Below are 14,765 nucleotides of genomic sequence, written 5' to 3' on the forward strand. Positions count from 1 at the left end.
TGGTGAAGGGGGATCTCATCCCTCCCGGTGGCGTGCGACATGCGAAAAAAAAGCCCGCATTTTCATGCGGGCTCTTCTTTAAATATGGCGGTGAGGGAGGGATTGACTCGCTGCGCTCGCCCTGCGGGCAGCCTGTTCGCCGCGCTCTCAGTCTGTCCAACTGGCTGCGCCAGTTGTCGAACCCTCGGTCGAGGGATCTTATCCCTCCCGCAGGCGTGCAATATGCGAAAAAAAAGCCCGCAGTTTCATGCGAGCTCTTCTTTAAATATGGCGGTGAGGGAGGGATTCGAACCCTCGATACGTTGCCGTATACACACTTTCCAGGCGTGCTCCTTCAGCCACTCGGACACCTCACCATATTGTTTTGCTGCCTTTCCTCTCGGGGGCAACGGGGCGTTACTATAGGGAGTCAGGCTAAATCGGTCAAGCAGATTTTCCGCTTTAACGCGCGTTCGGTTAAGCAATAATCAGCTCCACGGTTTTTATACCGTGGAGCGAATCATTAACGCTGTGAATCGAGCACTTCGCTGTTCTTCACTACCTCTTGCGCCTTGCCGTAGCTTTCCATCAGCAACTGATACGCCGGGAAAATGTGGGTGTAGACTTCTGCCCACTGCGCCGCATCCTCACGATTCCAGGTGCGCTGGATCTCCGAGGCGACCGCGGCGGTATCCATTGGCACTACGCCCGCCTGCACCACCCGCGCCAGGGTGATCTCCTGCGCCATTTTGCTGTAGGTGCCCGAGGCATCAATCACCGCAAACACTTTATACCCGTCAGCCACTGCACTGATCGACGGGAAGGCCATACAGACGCTGGTGATGGTCCCGGCGATAATCAGCGTTTTGCGCCCGGTTGCTTTCACGGCGGCCACGAACGCCGGGTTATCCCAGGCGTTGATCTCGCCTTTACGCGCCACGTACTGCGCATGCGGCGCGTTAGCGTGGATCTCCGGGATCAGCGGCCCGTTAGGCCCTTGCGGCACGGAGGCGGTGGTGATCACCGGGATATTCGCCAGGCTGGCAATTTTTGCCAGCGCCGCAGCGCGAGCACGCAGCTCCGGCATCGGCATGTCACCAACGGTCTGGAACAGGCCGCTCTGGTGATCGATCAGCAGCATCACCGCATCATTCACATCAATGACCGGACGCGCACCGTTAAAGTTAGCTGGGGTAGACATAATTCTCTCCTTTATCAGGTTCAGATCTGGCCGAAGCGGCCGGAGTTGAAATCGCGAATGGCTTCTGCGATTTCGGTTTTAGTGTTCATCACGAACGGCCCGTAACCGACGATCGGTTCATTCAGCGGCTCCCCGGCCATCAGCAGCACTTTGGCGTCGCTGCTGGCTTCCAGGTGCAGCTTTTCTCCTTCCTGGCTCAGCACCACAAGCTGGGCTTCACCCGCCCCGGCGGAACCGTTCACCGTCACGCTGCCTTCCAGCACCACCAGCGCGGTGCTCCAGCCTTCAGGCTGAGCGAGCGTGAGATGACTCTCCTGGCGCAGGGCGATATCCCAGACGTTCAGCGGGGAGTAGGTGTGCGCCGGACCGGATACATCCTCGTAGCGCCCGGCGATTACCCGCAGCGTGCCGCTGTTATCGGGCAACGCCACCACCGGGATCTGGCTGCTGGTGATGCTCTGGTAGCCCGGCGTCGCCATCTTGTCTTTCGCCGGCAGGTTGACCCACAGTTGCAGCATTTTTAACTCGCCACCCTGCTGCGCAAAGGCGCTGGAGTGGAACTCCTCATGCAGAATGCCGGACCCGGCCGTCATCCACTGCACGTCCCCCGGGCCAATCACGCCACCTTTTCCCGTTGAGTCGCGGTGCTCCACTTCGCCGGAATAGACGATGGTGACCGTCTCAAAGCCCCGGTGGGGATGCTCACCCACGCCGCGTTTTGCGCCATCCGCCGGGAAGCTGTGCGGCCCGGCATAGTCCAGCAGTAAAAACGGGCTCAGCGGCTCGCCGTGAGTCTGGTAAGAAAACATCGAACGCACCGGGAAACCGTCGCCAACCCAGTGCTGGCGGGGTGCGGTATAAATGCCTGTTACGTTTTTCATCCTCTTCTCCTGATGTTCTGTCGATGTAATTAGCTTATATTCAGGTTTAATATCCCGGTAGATAGCAAAAATGACATTCACTGTTCCTTAAATGGAACGATGAGGCGATATGCAGGATCTGAATGATTTCGTATGGTTTGTGAAGGTGGTGGAGCACGGGGGCTTCGCGGCGGCGGGCCGGGCGCTTGACCAGCCTAAATCCAAGCTCAGCCGCCGAATTGCCCAGCTGGAGACGCGGCTCGGCGTGCGCTTGATCCAGCGCACCACCCGGCAGTTTACGGTGACGGAGGTGGGGCACACCTTCTATCAGCACTGTAAGGCGATGCTGGTAGAGGCCGAGGCGGCGGAGGAGGCGGTCGCCGCGTTGCAGGCTGAGCCGCGCGGCATGGTGAGGATCACCTGTCCGGTGACGCTGCTGCATGTTCACGTCGGGCCGATGCTGGCGAGATTTATGGCGCGCTACCCTGGCATTAATCTGCAGCTTGAGGCGACCAACCGGCGGGTGGATCTGGTGGCGGAAGGGATTGATGTGGCGATCCGCGTGCGACCGCGCCCGTTCGATGACAGCGATCTGGTCCTGCGGGTGCTGGCCGACAGGGGCCACTGCCTGGTGGCGGCGCCAGCGTTGATCGCCCGGCTGGGAACGCCGGGGGTGCCGTCCGAACTCAGCGCCTGGCCCGGTCTGAGTATGGGGGAGGGGAAACAGGTTCATAAGTGGGCGCTGAGCGGGCCGGAAGGGGCGAGGGCGGAGATCCATTTTCAACCGCGTTTGATTACTACCGACATGCTGGCGCTGCGGGAAGCGGCGATGGCAGGGGTGGGCCTGGTGCAGTTGCCGATTTTGATGGTCAAAGACCAGCTGGCCTCTGGGGCGCTGGTAAAAGTGCTTGAGGCATGGGAACCGCGCCGGGAGGTGATCCATGCGGTCTATCCGTCCCGTCGCGGACTGCTGCCGTCCGTCAGAACGCTGGTGGATTTTTTGACCGGGGAGTATGCGAGGATGGTGGAGGAGTGAGTGGATTGAGGTTTTGTAGGTCGGGTAAGCGCTAGCGCCACCCGACATACAGGCTGCACAGTATTATATTTGGCATCGGGAGGGATTGACTCGCTGCGCTCGCCCTGCGGGCAGCCTGTTCGCTGCGCTCTCAGGCTGTCCAACTGGCTGTCGCCAGTTGTCGAACCCCCAGTCGGGGGTTCTCATCCCTCCCTCTCGGGAGAATATAAAAGAAAAGAGCCCGTACTTTCGTACGAGCTCTCATCTCGAATATGGCGGTGAGGGGGGGATTCGAACCCCCGATACGTTGCCGTATACACACTTTCCAGGCGTGCTCCTTCAGCCACTCGGACACCTCACCATATTGTCATCCCGTTGTTGCCGGGACGGGCGCTAATGTAAGGAAAAGCCTTACTTACGTCAATCAACTTTTTCAGTAAATTAGCGCGTTGAGACAAACTTCAACCAACATGATTTCGAATTGTGCTGAAAGTGCCTCTTTTATCTACAACCACCCAGGTCGCAAAATTTGTTATGCTGCGATGCAGTTGAAAATGAACGTAAAACAGCGCAACAGAAGGCAATCGCAATGGACATCATTTTTTACCACCCAACATTTGATAACGCTTACTGGATTAAAACGCTTTCGGCGGCGCTGCCGGGCGCACGGGTTCGCGAGTGGAAACGCGGCGATAATGAACCGGCGGATTATGCCCTGGTGTGGCATCCCCCGGTAGAGATGCTGCAGGGGCGCAATTTAAAGGCGGTGTTTGCCCTTGGAGCGGGCGTGGACTCGATCCTCAGCAAACTCAAAGCGCACCCGGAGATGCTGGCAGAAAGTATTCCCCTGTTCCGTCTTGAAGATACCGGCATGGGGCAGCAGATGCAGGAGTATGCCGTAAGCCAGGTGCTGCACTGGTTCCGCCGCTTTGATGACTACCAGGCCTTAAAACAGCAGGCCCGTTGGGAGCCGCTGGCCGATTATCAGCGCGAAGATTTTACCATCGGTATCCTCGGGGCAGGGGTGCTGGGTGCTAAGGTGGCCGAAGCGCTGGCACCCTGGGGCTTCCCGCTGCGCTGCTGGAGCCGCACCCGCAAGGACTATCCTGGCGTCACCAGCTTTGCCGGGATGGAGGAGCTTCCGCAATTTTTACAGGGCACCCGGGTGCTGATTAATCTCCTGCCGAATACCGCGGAAACCGTTGGGATCATTAATAGCGGCCTGCTGAATCAGCTGGCGGATAACAGCTATCTGATGAACCTGGCGCGCGGCGTTCATGTGATCGAGGCCGATCTGCTGGCGGCGCTGGAGCGTGGCAAGCTGAAAGGGGCGATGCTGGATGTTTACAGTAAAGAGCCATTACCTGCTGAGAACCCATTATGGGCCCACCCGCGCGTGGCCATGACCCCGCACGTGGCGGCGGTGACGCGTCCGGCAGAAGCCGTGGCCTATATCGCCCGCACCATCACCCATCTGGAAAAAGGCGAGCCGGTCACCGGGCAGGTCGACAGACAGCGCGGTTACTGAGTCAAACCCGGCCATCGCCGGGTTTTTGCTAATAAACGCCTGGGATAACTGCTATCCTTTGGGAAACACGAGAGGAGAAAACGATGTACCCCGTTGACCTGCATATGCACACCGTCGCCAGCACTCACGCCTACAGCAATCTTCATGACTATATCGCCCAGGCGAAGGTAAAGAACATCAAACTCTTTGCGATCACCGATCATGGTCCGGATATGGCAGATGCCCCGCACTACTGGCACTTTGTGAATATGCGTATCTGGCCGCGGGTGGTGGACGGGGTGGGGATCCTGCGCGGCATTGAGGCTAACATCAAAAACACCCAGGGTGAGATTGACTGTACCGGCCCGATGCTGACCTCTCTGGATCTGATCCTCGCCGGTTTTCATGAGCCGGTATTTCCCCCGCAGGACAAAGCCACCAACACCGAGGCGATGATCGCCACCATTGCCAGCGGCAACGTGCATATCATCAGCCATCCGGGTAACCCGAAATACCCTATCGACATTCAGGCTGTCGCCCGGGCTGCGGCTGAACATCACGTGGCGCTGGAGATCAACAACTCCTCCTTTATTCACTCCCGTAAAGGCAGCGAGGCGAACTGCCGTGACGTTGCGGCGGCGGTGCGTGACGCTGGTGGCTATGTGGCGCTGGGCTCCGATTCCCACACCGCGTTTACGCTGGGTGATTTTAGCGAGTGCCGCAAAATCCTCGATGCGGTGGACTTCCCTGAAGATCGCATTCTGAACGTGACGCCACGCCGGTTACTCGATTTCCTGGCGTCACGCGGTATGGCACCGATTGCCGAATTTGCTGAATTTTAACTGTGTAATGGACTAAATAAATGAACGAGTTTTCCATCCTCTGCCGCGTACTGGGTTCTATCTATTATCGCCAGCCGCAGGATCCGCTGCTGGTGCCGCTGTTTACCCTGATCCGCGAAGGCAAGCTGGCGAATAGCTGGCCCCTTGAGCAGGATGAGCTGCTGCAACGTCTGCAAAACAGCTGCGACATGCAGCAGATTTCAGCGGATTACAACGCACTGTTTGTGGGAGAAGAGTGTCGCGTGTCGCCTTACCGCTCTGCCTGGGAAGAGGGGGCGACCGAAGCCGAAGTGCGTGCGTTTCTCTCCACACGGGGTATGCCCCTGACCGATACCCCTGCCGACCATATCGGTACGCTGTTGCTGGCGGCCTCGTGGATTGAAGATCACGCGGCAGAAGATGAAAACGAGGCGCTGGAAACCCTCTTCGGGGAGTACATTTTACCCTGGTGTGGCGCGTTTCTCGGCAAGGTCGAGGCGCATGCCACCTCGCCATTCTGGCGTACCATGGCCCCGCTGACCCGTGACGCCGTTGCCGCTATGTGGGACGAGCTGCAGGAAGAGAACGAAGAGTGATCTGGATCACTTTCTTAATGTAACAGAAAATCTCAATTTGCATATTATGTGTTCCTGATCTCATTTCATGGCCGCGTATCTGCTAAGATGCGCGCCATGAACATATTACTTTCTATTGCAATCACAACTGGCATCCTCTCCGGGATATGGGGTTGGGTTGCTGTCTCCCTTGGACTCCTGAGTTGGGCGGGCTTTCTGGGCTGCACAGCCTATTTCGCCTGCCCGCAGGGTGGCGTGAAGGGGCTGTTTATCTCGGCCTGTACGCTGATGAGCGGCGTGGCGTGGGCGATGATCATCATCCACGGCAGCGCGCTGACGCCTCATCTGGAAATTGTCGGCTACGTCATGACCGGCGTAGTGGCGTTTTTGATGTGCATCCAGGCAAAACATCTGCTGCTCTCTTTTGTACCTGGCACCTTTATGGGAGCCTGCGCCACTTTTGCAGGGCAGGGGGACTGGCGGCTGGTGGTGCCTTCGCTGGCGTTAGGGCTGGTGTTTGGTTACGCGATGAAAAACAGCGGACTGTGGCTGGCGGCGCGCAGAGACAGGGCGCGAAGCGTGACGGCGTTAAGCAAATAAAAAAAGGCGAGACCAGAGTCTCGCCTTTTTAATGCGCTTTCTGTCAGGATTCTGGCGGCGTTGACATCTCGCGGTATTTCACCAGAACATCGTTTTTCACTTCGTTCTTGTTTTGCAGATCCCACAGGCCGCGATCGATACCGTCGTTAATCAGGAAGATCACCCCGGTTTCAAGAGCGGACATCAGGCAGAGCATCACCGGTTCGTTAGAGGTATAACCGATTTCGCCTTCCAGCAGTCGCTGATAGTCGATAAAGCGGAACACCCCGGCCTGAACCTCGTACGAGAGAATGGTTTTGCTGGTGGTGACGGAGGATAAGATCTCCCCGGTACTCACGTTGACCACACGCAGGTTCACTGCAATCTGATCAAGCTGGTACTGCGTATTACCGCCGATACCAAAGTAGCGCGCCCCAACACCCCCCGATTTCACATTACTTTCGTAACCGATAATCGAGCCTTCAACCATGACGTTTGCCGCCGTGAGAGAGTGCAATGGAATACGGTTATTCATCGCCACGGTGCCGTTATCCTGCGCCGCACGAATGATTTTGCGTTCGTTGAGCAGGTTTTGCAGCCCCTGACGTTCCAGAGGAATAAACCAGCGAGAATCTTTTAACGCCGTGACCAGCATTGCGGTGGCGCTTTGCGGAACAGCGGTAGAGAAGTTACTTGCCGGATAAGGTTTAAATTGACCCGTTTCATCCTGAATATTGTAAACCGACACGTAGATCTTACCCGTTGGCAGTGGTAATTGGGTTAAATCACGATAGCTTTGGGCGCGAGGCATTAATGTCGGTTTTGCTGCCTGATTGGGCGGAGCAGTTAAACAACCGCTCAATAAGCACACTGCAACAAGTATGAGAAAGCGCTGCATGATTATTGTCCTTATCTCGACTATGTCTAAAAGTCGGTGGAATTACTTTGCAAGCCAGCGACCTGAATGGTGGAAGTTCTCCCCGTTTTCCGGTCTGTGACATTTAACTGCATTTGTCCGTCCGCATTGGCGATGTCGACAATAAAGTCGCTGGTCACCATCCGGCCCGGTTTACCGGTGTTGATGTTGGTCAATAATCCGCCCAGAACCTGGGCCTGGATTGCCTGGGTAAAGTTATCCAGAGCGCTTGGGGTCTCAATACCGAAGTCATCGTCGGCGCTCGGATCCCTGTAGGAGTTTTGCGCCTGGGCTGAGTTTAAAAGAAAAGAGCCATTATTGGGGTTGCCCCCGAAGTTAGGATTACGGAACTGAAAAGTCATATTTCCGGCCCAGCTCAACGATGGAATGAGCAGTAAAGCGATAACTGCATAGACAACACGCATGAATGCCTCCGAATTAAAACTCGTCTTGCGCTAAATCGCCGGTACTGAGCAGAGCTTTATCGATCTGCAGACGATTTAATGCTTCTTCGGTTTGAGCCAGAGCGAAGACCACGTTTTGATCCAGGTCTCTTTTCGTTGGGAATAAAAACGTCTGGAAAATAACGTCCTGATTGACCGTTATCGTGATCCAACTCCCCCATCGCGCACTGGGCCGTTCATTGATCGTTAAGTTCCCAGGATAGTCACTTTCCCATCTGTCGCTGAACTCGCGATAAAAAGCATGACCGACAGCCGAGACCGTGTGGTCAGTTAACAATCCTGGGATCTCTACTTCAACCGCATGCAGATTCCCGGCAGCAAGCCATAAACCTGCTGCGGCAATCCAACTCATTGTGCGTTTCATACTGTTAACGCCTGAGGTTATCATTTGCCCATGAAACCGCCTGCGTCCGATTTTTAACAGCTATCTTCTTGAAAAGATTATAAAGATGGGTCTTGACCGTATTTTCGCTGATAAATAACGAACGGGCGATTTCAATATTTGAAGCTCCGATGCGTAATTTATTCAGAATCTCTTTTTCGCGATGGGTCAGCAACGCAGACTCTGAACTGTTATAGCGATAATTTCCGGAATGCGTTATGAGGTAGCTGGCAAGTTTTTGCGAAAAATAGCATTCCCCACGCAGAATTCCCTGCAGGCCCTCCACCACGCGTGTCTCGTCCTCGTTGACATAAAAGACACCATTGATATGCGGCCAGCTTTCAATATCTCTGAATGGATACTCTTCGGGCGTATTCAACAACAACACACGGATATTGTTGTTTTTTCTGCTTAAAATATCTTGCCAGTATTGGATAAGTTTTTTATCCGCTTCCATCATATCGAAAAGAATAATGCTGCCAGGGGCAATGTCATCAAAAGAGCGTTGAATGCTATGCAATTTTCCGCTCAAGGTCAGACTTTGCTTTAAATGCTGTAGTAAGGCTGTTGCCTGCAAAGAAGGTTTGGTCACTAACAATAATGTCTGACCATGAAAACTTTGGACTTCATTAAACATGATGAAACCCCTTTTTTGAAACACCTGGCAGTTGCCCCCAATAATATTATTGGGGGCTCCAGAAGTACTGACAGATGTTGCACTGCTGTGTGTAGAAGAAAGACCATATCCCTTCAAGTAAGGGAAAATAAAATAACAATAGCGAACTTCTGTTTTCAATCTAGCTATTACGATTTTTAAAGCAAGTGTTAAACGTGTAACAAGATGTAAAAATCAATATTAACTTGTAAAAATTGAGTTCATGAATTGATGAGGATTCATCATAAAGTTGTACACAAAGATATTGATGCACACATTTTAAAAATCATACAAATTATATTATATTATTGATTTTTAAGGTTAATTTATTTTAGGTGTTATTGTCATTCAGGTATGAGTCGGGTCAAAACGCTAAGTCTATTTTTACACTGTGTAAACGTCTTAAGAAATCACGCACTTTGTCACGCATTCATGGATATATCGTGATCGCCCCCCTGCAAAGCAGGCGAAACGGCAAATCAGCATTTTCGTCGCTATCCATTTCCAAAATGGGCATATGCCCTTTTAAAAAGGCCTGTTAAATCGCTGTATCGCCACAGTGTTTAATTTTTTTTAATACTTTGGGGTGAAAGGGAGAATAAAAATACAACTGGCGGGTGAGATATTAAAATTGTTTCGGCAGACATACTCTTCATCGTAACGCCGGGTTAACAAAATATTTCGCTTTGTTAACGCAAGTTATTTTACCACCAGGTCCAGGGTGATGACATGAAGAACAGTTTGTTATTGATGTTTACATTACTGGGTGCACCTGGATTTGTTTTCGCCACCCCTGATTTGGCAGCTTCAGAATACAATTTTGCGGTGAATGAATTGAGTAAATCATCCTATAACCAGGCCGCTATTATTGGACAACAGGGCGTTAATAATAACGCGACTGTTCTCCAGCAGGGCTCGAAATTGTTATCTGTAGTTTCCCAGGAAGGCGGAAATAATCGGGCGAACATTGAACAATCAGGCAGTTATAACCTTGCCTGGATTGATCAAAAAGGGAACTCGAACAGTGCGAGTATTAATCAAGGTGCATATGGTAATACCGCCATGATTATTCAGAAAGGTTCTGGTAATAAAGCGAATATTACGCAGTACGGTACGCAAAAAACGGCAGTTGTAGTGCAGAGACAGTCACAAATGGCCATTCGCGTTATCCAACGCTAGCTATTTAATGACGAACTAAATCAATCCGATGGGGGCTTTACAATGAAACTTTTAAAAGTGGCAGTAATTGCAGCAATCGTGGTTTCTGGCAGTGCTATGGCTGGCTCCGTTCCACAATGGGGCAATAATCATGGCGGCGGCAACAATGGTGGTAATAACGTTAGCCCAGAAACGCTGACTGTTTATCAGTACGGTGGTCGTAACAACGTAGACGCTTTGCAGAGCGACGCTCGTGGGTCTGAAATCACCGTAACCCAGAACGGTTTCGGTAACGATGCTGACCTGTCACAGGGCGCTGATAACAGCGAAATCGATCTGAACCAGCGTGGCCAGGGTAACGAAGCGACCATCAGCCAGTGGAGTGGTCGTGACCTGACCGCTAACGTTCGTCAGTCTGGTGGCCGTAACGAAGTTAGTCTGAACCAAACCTCTAACGGCGCTACCGCTAACATCACTCAGGTTGGCTTTGGCAACACCGTTACAGCTGGTCAGTACTAACGCTGACGTCCGAACGATGAAAAAACAGGGCTGAGGCCCTGTTTTTTTTTGGGAGAAGATCATGAATACACTGTTACTGCTTGCCGCGCTGACCAGCCAGATCACTTTTCAGACCACCACAGAAGGGGAGATGTTGACCATTATTCCTCAGGTAACGGTGACGGAACCCTGCCTGTGTCAGGTGCAGATCCTTACCTCGCGCAGCGGCCCCGGTGGGCAAAGCACCTCGCGACAGCAAAATACGCTCTCGTTACCGGCCAATAAAATGGTCAATCTGTCCCGCATGACACTAAACTCAGGCCCTGACGATAAGGTCAATGTCATTGTCACCGTGTCGGATGGCAAGTCACTGCATCTTTCGCAACAGTGGCCGCCGTCAAAAGCGTAATGGGTAAAAACATTCATGAAATCAATGTATTGATTAATGTAGCGGAAATGTTGTTATGTGATTATGCTGATGTTACTGGCATCGTCGATGCTGGTCGACAGCCCGGTCCGGGACCTGTTGTTTCATTATCAGGGACGATTTTCATTAAGGATCGCACCGATGGTCTCGTCCCGCATCAAACTTGCCGCCGCTCTCGTGCTGGCGGCTACGTTCACACCGGCTTACGCCAGTAATGTTATCCATTTTATCGGACAGATTGTTGAAGGTCCCTGCGTCATCTCACCGACATCACGTACTCTTTCGGTATCCTGTCCGCATGAATCAAAAATGCACACTCAACAGGTGAGCTATTCAGATGCCTTATATGGGGCTGCGGTAACGGATCGTGCGACCATCAGTATGAAGTACATCAATCCTGAAAAGTCGCTGGCTATCGTTCAGGTGGATTATCACTGAGGCGGGGCGGTTTTCTGATTACCGGGCTTACACACCCCATCCTCTGCGATACACTTAAGAAAAAAGCGTCAGCAGAGGTTGCTTATGAACTCGCGTATTGAAGTTTTTCTGGGTGATATCACCACCCTGCATGTTGATGTGGTCGTCAATGCCGCCAACCCCTCGTTAATGGGCGGGGGCGGCGTGGATGGCGCTATCCACCGTGCGGCGGGGCCAGCCCTGCTGGAGGCCTGCCGGGTGGTGCGTCAGCAGCAGGGTGAGTGCGCCCCGGGCCAGGCGGTCATTACCCTGGCAGGCGATCTGCCTGCCAAAGCGGTGATCCACACCGTTGGTCCCGTCTGGCATGGGGGCGAGCATCATGAAGCCCGGATCCTCGAAGAGGCCTATCGCAACAGCCTGAACCTGGCGGCAGCCAACGGCTATCACTCCCTCGCCTTCCCGGCGATCAGCACCGGGGTCTACGGTTATCCTCGCGCGGCAGCGGCAGAAATCGCCGTTAACACGGTTTCGGATTATCTCACCCGCAAGCCTCTGCCGGAGCGGGTATACTTTGTCTGCTATGATGAAGAAAATGCCCGACTATACAAGCGACTGCTTACCCAGCGAGGACAGGAAACCGACGCATAACACCCGACTCGGGCGTGCTATTGCGCCGGTCAGTTCCGCACATCCTGGCCTTTGTGGCCTTCTCCCCCTTGATAACAGTCTGGACGCCTTCGCCTGCCGCTACCGGCTGGCGGAGATGGCGGAAAAGACCCTCGATGTGCAGTACTACATCTGGGAAGACGACATGTCCGGAAGACTGCTGTTTTCCGTGCTGCTCTCCGCCGCCATGCGCGGCGTGCGCGTCCGTCTGCTGCTGGATGACAACAATACCCAGGGGCTCGACGCCATCCTGCGCCTGCTGGACGCGCACCCCAATTTCTCGGTTCGTCTGTTTAATCCTTTCTCGTTTCGCTCCCTGCGCGCCCTGGGCTATCTCACCGATTTTGCCCGCCTCAACCGGCGGATGCATAACAAGAGTTTCACCGTGGACGGGGAGGTCACCATCGTCGGTGGCAGAAACATCGGGGATGCCTATTTTGGCGCGGGCGAGGAGCCGCTGTTCTCCGATCTGGATGTGATGGCGACAGGCCCGGTGGTCCAGGACGTGGCCGATGACTTTGAACGTTACTGGAACTGCGCCTCGGTCTCCACGCTCCAGCAGGTGCTGGAACTGTCCGAGACCGAAATCGAAGATAAAATTCACCCGCCTGAAGAGTGGTATCGGGACGATATTACCCGCCGCTATCTGGATAAGCTCCAGTCCAGCGAGTTTATTACTCGTCTGGAAGCGGGGGATTTACCCTTGATCTGGGCGAAAACCCGGTTGCTTAGTGACGATCCCCGTAAAGGGCAGGGGCGGGCAAAACGCCATTCCCTGCTGCCGCAGCGCTTGCTGGACGTGATGGGCTCGCCGGTGGAGCAAATTGCGATTATCTCGGCCTATTTTGTTCCCACCCGGGCGGGGGTGGCGCTGCTGCTGCAGATGGTGCGCAAAGGGGTTAAGGTCGCCATCATGACCAATTCCCTGGCGGCCAACGATGTCGCCGTAGTGCATGCCGGCTATGCCCGCTGGCGCAAGAAGCTGTTGCGTCATGGCATTGAACTCTACGAGCTCAAGCCGACCCAGGATGGCGTGCCGGTAGTACACGACCGCGGCATTACCGGGAACTCCGGTTCCAGCCTGCATGCCAAAACGTTCAGCATCGACGGGGAAAAGGTATTTATTGGTTCGCTTAATTTTGATCCCCGATCAACGATGCTCAACACCGAGATGGGCTTCGTCATCGAAAGCGAGGTACTGGCGCGACTGATCCATACGCGGTTTGTACGCAGTCAGCGCCACGAGGCCTGGCAGTTAAAGCTGGACAAACTGGGGCGTGTGAACTGGATTGAGCGCAAGGACGGGGAGGAGATCGTCCACAAAAAGGAGCCTAAAACCCGTTTCTGGCAGCGGATGCAGGTGCGGCTGGCCTACTGGTTGCCGGTAGAGTGGCTGCTGTGAAGTTGCGCCGGTGCAATGACCGGCGCGCAACGGATTAGCTGGTGGCCTGCGGGGTATTATTGGGTTTGCTGGCCGGTTTACCGGAAAACAGGAAGCGCAGGAGCGGAATACGCAGATGGATTTCGTACAGCACAATCGCAATCCCGACCACAAACACCAGTCCGGCGATAAAGCCCAGCAGGTTTGAACTGATATGCGGCGTGATGTAAGCGCCGAAAAACAGCGTCAACGGATGGTGCACCAGATAGATGAACAGCGAAGCGTTAACGAAATAGGTGACGCGCGCGGATTTAAAGTTCAGCAGGCGGTGCCCCAGGGCAAAGACCACATTCACCATCCACAGTCCCAGCAGCATGGTGATCACGCTTTCGGTTTCATACATCCACGCATCGCCGCTGCCATAACGCTGATTCAGCAGATAGGCGACAAACGCCAGGGCTGCTCCGAGGGTGCAGCCGCGCGACGGGGTGGTAAACAGGGCTTTCAGTTGGGGATGGACAAACGCCAGCGCGCCAATAATAAAGAAAGGCAGATAGAAGAGGGTCTGCATCACCACAAAGTTGAACAGGCCGTCGCTGAGGATCGGCGAATAAACGATGAGCAACGTGCGGCGCAGCGCGGCGTAGGCAATGCCCAGCAGTAAAAACAGAACCGACAGTTTGCCCCAACTGATGTCAGCAAAAAACGTCTGTGAACCTGTACTCAGACGGCGGCGCATACGGCTGAACAGCCACAGGCTGACCGTGGTCATCACCACCAGCACCAGCAGGAACCACAGGTGCGAGACCAGCTCCCAGGCAAGCGTATTGTATTTTTCGTACAGCGACAGGTTGTGCCAGGTGTCCGCTTTGCCTTTTACATACTGCAGCATGATGAATTGCGGCAGCGTGAGCAGAGGGATGGCGGTGAGCATCGGGATCCCGACCCGCTCCACGCGCACTTTCCACCAGCGCTTAAGCGGGTAGCGCAGAAAAAGCATGTAGGAAAAATAGCCCGAAATAACGAAAAAGACCTGCATCCGGAACGAGTGGATGAAATCGTTAAACAGCGTCAGCCACCATGAGGACTCGGCGCTATTGACGTGCCAGACGTGGCTCGAATAGATCAAGGAGATGTGAAACGGGATACCCAGCAGCATCAGCCAGGCCCGAATAGAATCAAGGAAGTATTCGCGTTGTGTGGGTACGGTACTCATATAGCCTTGTGCATTCTCAGACTTATCGCCTTATCCCTAAGAGCAATA

General features: G+C 54.0%; 18 protein-coding genes, 2 tRNA genes and 1 other RNA gene. 11 read left to right on the forward strand and 10 right to left on the reverse strand.

Annotated elements, in window-relative coordinates; all coding sequences use genetic code 11:
* Window positions 1–85: 85 nt before the first annotated feature.
* The 4 genes from G7090_RS08325 to G7090_RS08340 all read right to left on the reverse strand — a co-directional run bounded on the left by G7090_RS08325 (window position 86) and on the right by G7090_RS08340 (window position 2,061).
* Window positions 86–223: non-coding RNA, RtT sRNA (locus G7090_RS08325), on the reverse strand.
* Window positions 224–268: 45 nt separating this feature from the next.
* A tRNA-Ser gene (locus G7090_RS08330) sits at window positions 269–356 on the reverse strand.
* A gap of 146 nt (window positions 357–502) precedes the next feature.
* The gene (locus G7090_RS08335) at window positions 503–1,180 is read right to left on the reverse strand and encodes an isochorismatase family protein (protein WP_166182100.1); all 678 of its coding nucleotides are present in this window, start codon (window positions 1,178–1,180) and stop codon (window positions 503–505) included.
* A gap of 20 nt (window positions 1,181–1,200) precedes the next feature.
* Window positions 1,201–2,061 carry a pirin family protein gene (locus G7090_RS08340; RefSeq protein ID WP_166182101.1) on the reverse strand — a complete coding sequence of 287 codons (861 nt, stop codon included), beginning with the start codon at window positions 2,059–2,061 and terminating at the stop codon, window positions 1,201–1,203.
* 109 nt (window positions 2,062–2,170) lie between these two features.
* Here G7090_RS08340 and G7090_RS08345 point away from each other — a divergent pair, with 109 nt between their 5' ends.
* Window positions 2,171–3,076 (forward strand): LysR family transcriptional regulator, encoded by a 906-nt coding sequence (locus tag G7090_RS08345; protein ID WP_166182102.1) that lies wholly within the window; start codon window positions 2,171–2,173, stop codon window positions 3,074–3,076.
* Between the two features lie 252 nt (window positions 3,077–3,328).
* Here the strand turns inward: G7090_RS08345 and G7090_RS08350 are convergent.
* Window positions 3,329–3,416: transfer RNA gene (locus G7090_RS08350), tRNA-Ser, on the reverse strand.
* A gap of 228 nt (window positions 3,417–3,644) precedes the next feature.
* Between G7090_RS08350 and ghrA the strand changes: the two genes are divergently transcribed.
* The 4 genes from ghrA (at window position 3,645) to G7090_RS08370 (ending at window position 6,558) form a co-directional block, all read left to right on the forward strand.
* Window positions 3,645–4,583, forward strand: a complete 939-nt coding sequence (gene ghrA / locus G7090_RS08355; protein ID WP_106992683.1) for a glyoxylate/hydroxypyruvate reductase GhrA — start codon at window positions 3,645–3,647, stop codon at window positions 4,581–4,583.
* 83 nt (window positions 4,584–4,666) lie between these two features.
* The gene (locus tag G7090_RS08360) at window positions 4,667–5,404 is read left to right on the forward strand and encodes a phosphatase (protein WP_166182103.1); all 738 of its coding nucleotides are present in this window, start codon (window positions 4,667–4,669) and stop codon (window positions 5,402–5,404) included.
* Between the two features lie 20 nt (window positions 5,405–5,424).
* Window positions 5,425–5,979, forward strand: a complete 555-nt coding sequence (locus G7090_RS08365; protein ID WP_106992685.1) for a molecular chaperone — start codon at window positions 5,425–5,427, stop codon at window positions 5,977–5,979.
* Between the two features lie 96 nt (window positions 5,980–6,075).
* On the forward strand, window positions 6,076–6,558 hold the full coding sequence (locus G7090_RS08370) for a DUF1097 domain-containing protein (RefSeq protein WP_207630103.1): 483 nt from the start codon (window positions 6,076–6,078) through the stop codon (window positions 6,556–6,558).
* Between the two features lie 43 nt (window positions 6,559–6,601).
* Here G7090_RS08370 and csgG read toward each other — a convergent pair whose 3' ends face one another.
* The 4 genes from csgG to csgD are packed head-to-tail and all read right to left on the reverse strand — an operon-like array spanning window position 6,602 to window position 8,936.
* Window positions 6,602–7,435 (reverse strand): curli production assembly/transport protein CsgG, encoded by an 834-nt coding sequence (csgG, locus tag G7090_RS08375; protein WP_106992686.1) that lies wholly within the window; start codon window positions 7,433–7,435, stop codon window positions 6,602–6,604.
* A gap of 26 nt (window positions 7,436–7,461) precedes the next feature.
* Window positions 7,462–7,878, reverse strand: coding sequence for a curli production assembly/transport protein CsgF (csgF, locus tag G7090_RS08380; RefSeq protein ID WP_106992687.1), 417 nt, complete (start codon window positions 7,876–7,878; stop codon window positions 7,462–7,464).
* Between the two features lie 13 nt (window positions 7,879–7,891).
* A complete protein-coding gene (gene csgE, locus G7090_RS08385; RefSeq protein WP_166182104.1) occupies window positions 7,892–8,281 on the reverse strand; it encodes a curli production assembly/transport protein CsgE in 390 nt (129 codons plus the stop codon).
* 4 nt (window positions 8,282–8,285) lie between these two features.
* Window positions 8,286–8,936: a biofilm master transcriptional regulator CsgD gene (gene csgD, locus G7090_RS08390; protein ID WP_106992689.1), complete on the reverse strand. Its 651-nt coding sequence runs from the start codon at window positions 8,934–8,936 to the stop codon at window positions 8,286–8,288.
* 747 nt (window positions 8,937–9,683) lie between these two features.
* On the opposite strand from csgD, the gene csgB reads away from it, so the two are divergent.
* The 6 genes from csgB to G7090_RS08420 all read left to right on the forward strand — a co-directional run bounded on the left by csgB (window position 9,684) and on the right by G7090_RS08420 (window position 13,522).
* Window positions 9,684–10,133 carry a curli minor subunit CsgB gene (csgB, locus tag G7090_RS08395; protein WP_106992690.1) on the forward strand — a complete coding sequence of 150 codons (450 nt, stop codon included), beginning with the start codon at window positions 9,684–9,686 and terminating at the stop codon, window positions 10,131–10,133.
* A gap of 42 nt (window positions 10,134–10,175) precedes the next feature.
* Entirely contained in the window at window positions 10,176–10,631 is a 456-nt protein-coding gene (gene csgA, locus G7090_RS08400) for a curli major subunit CsgA (RefSeq protein WP_106992691.1), read from the forward strand.
* Between the two features lie 61 nt (window positions 10,632–10,692).
* On the forward strand, window positions 10,693–11,019 hold the full coding sequence (gene csgC / locus G7090_RS08405) for a curli assembly chaperone CsgC (protein ID WP_166182105.1): 327 nt from the start codon (window positions 10,693–10,695) through the stop codon (window positions 11,017–11,019).
* 63 nt (window positions 11,020–11,082) lie between these two features.
* Window positions 11,083–11,475 carry a type 1 fimbrial protein gene (locus G7090_RS08410; RefSeq protein ID WP_242685361.1) on the forward strand — a complete coding sequence of 131 codons (393 nt, stop codon included), beginning with the start codon at window positions 11,083–11,085 and terminating at the stop codon, window positions 11,473–11,475.
* Window positions 11,476–11,559: 84 nt separating this feature from the next.
* Entirely contained in the window at window positions 11,560–12,102 is a 543-nt protein-coding gene (gene ymdB / locus G7090_RS08415; RefSeq protein WP_166182106.1) for an O-acetyl-ADP-ribose deacetylase, read from the forward strand.
* Window positions 12,038–13,522, forward strand: a complete 1,485-nt coding sequence (locus tag G7090_RS08420; protein ID WP_166185161.1) for a phospholipase D family protein — start codon at window positions 12,038–12,040, stop codon at window positions 13,520–13,522. Before ymdB ends, G7090_RS08420 begins: the two co-directional genes overlap by 65 nt.
* Before the next feature lie 34 nt (window positions 13,523–13,556).
* Here G7090_RS08420 and mdoC read toward each other — a convergent pair whose 3' ends face one another.
* Window positions 13,557–14,717: a glucans biosynthesis protein MdoC gene (gene mdoC, locus G7090_RS08425; protein WP_166182107.1), complete on the reverse strand. Its 1,161-nt coding sequence runs from the start codon at window positions 14,715–14,717 to the stop codon at window positions 13,557–13,559.
* Between the last annotated feature and the right edge of the window lie 48 nt (window positions 14,718–14,765).

Source organism: Leclercia sp. 29361 (genome assembly GCF_011290365.1).
GTDB lineage: Bacteria > Pseudomonadota > Gammaproteobacteria > Enterobacterales > Enterobacteriaceae > Enterobacter > Enterobacter tamurae.

Excerpts from the sequence above, each read along its gene's own strand:
- G7090_RS08420 (WP_166185161.1), top strand. The coding sequence starts at position 12,038 with ATGAAGAAAATGCCCGACTATACAAGCGACTGCTTACCCAGCGAGGAC.
- csgG (WP_106992686.1), bottom strand. The coding sequence starts at position 7,435 with ATGCAGCGCTTTCTCATACTTGTTGCAGTGTGCTTATTGAGCGGTTGT.
- csgD (WP_106992689.1), bottom strand. The coding sequence starts at position 8,936 with ATGTTTAATGAAGTCCAAAGTTTTCATGGTCAGACATTATTGTTAGTG.
- csgF (WP_106992687.1), bottom strand. The coding sequence starts at position 7,878 with ATGCGTGTTGTCTATGCAGTTATCGCTTTACTGCTCATTCCATCGTTG.
- G7090_RS08410 (WP_242685361.1), top strand. The coding sequence starts at position 11,083 with ATGCTGATGTTACTGGCATCGTCGATGCTGGTCGACAGCCCGGTCCGG.
- ghrA (WP_106992683.1), top strand. The coding sequence starts at position 3,645 with ATGGACATCATTTTTTACCACCCAACATTTGATAACGCTTACTGGATT.
- G7090_RS08370 (WP_207630103.1), top strand. The coding sequence starts at position 6,076 with ATGAACATATTACTTTCTATTGCAATCACAACTGGCATCCTCTCCGGG.
- G7090_RS08345 (WP_166182102.1), top strand. The coding sequence starts at position 2,171 with ATGCAGGATCTGAATGATTTCGTATGGTTTGTGAAGGTGGTGGAGCAC.
- G7090_RS08335 (WP_166182100.1), bottom strand. The coding sequence starts at position 1,180 with ATGTCTACCCCAGCTAACTTTAACGGTGCGCGTCCGGTCATTGATGTG.
- G7090_RS08360 (WP_166182103.1), top strand. The coding sequence starts at position 4,667 with ATGTACCCCGTTGACCTGCATATGCACACCGTCGCCAGCACTCACGCC.
- csgB (WP_106992690.1), top strand. The coding sequence starts at position 9,684 with ATGAAGAACAGTTTGTTATTGATGTTTACATTACTGGGTGCACCTGGA.
- csgA (WP_106992691.1), top strand. The coding sequence starts at position 10,176 with ATGAAACTTTTAAAAGTGGCAGTAATTGCAGCAATCGTGGTTTCTGGC.
- ymdB (WP_166182106.1), top strand. The coding sequence starts at position 11,560 with ATGAACTCGCGTATTGAAGTTTTTCTGGGTGATATCACCACCCTGCAT.
- G7090_RS08340 (WP_166182101.1), bottom strand. The coding sequence starts at position 2,061 with ATGAAAAACGTAACAGGCATTTATACCGCACCCCGCCAGCACTGGGTT.
- G7090_RS08365 (WP_106992685.1), top strand. The coding sequence starts at position 5,425 with ATGAACGAGTTTTCCATCCTCTGCCGCGTACTGGGTTCTATCTATTAT.
- csgE (WP_166182104.1), bottom strand. The coding sequence starts at position 8,281 with ATGAAACGCACAATGAGTTGGATTGCCGCAGCAGGTTTATGGCTTGCT.
- mdoC (WP_166182107.1), bottom strand. The coding sequence starts at position 14,717 with ATGAGTACCGTACCCACACAACGCGAATACTTCCTTGATTCTATTCGG.
- csgC (WP_166182105.1), top strand. The coding sequence starts at position 10,693 with ATGAATACACTGTTACTGCTTGCCGCGCTGACCAGCCAGATCACTTTT.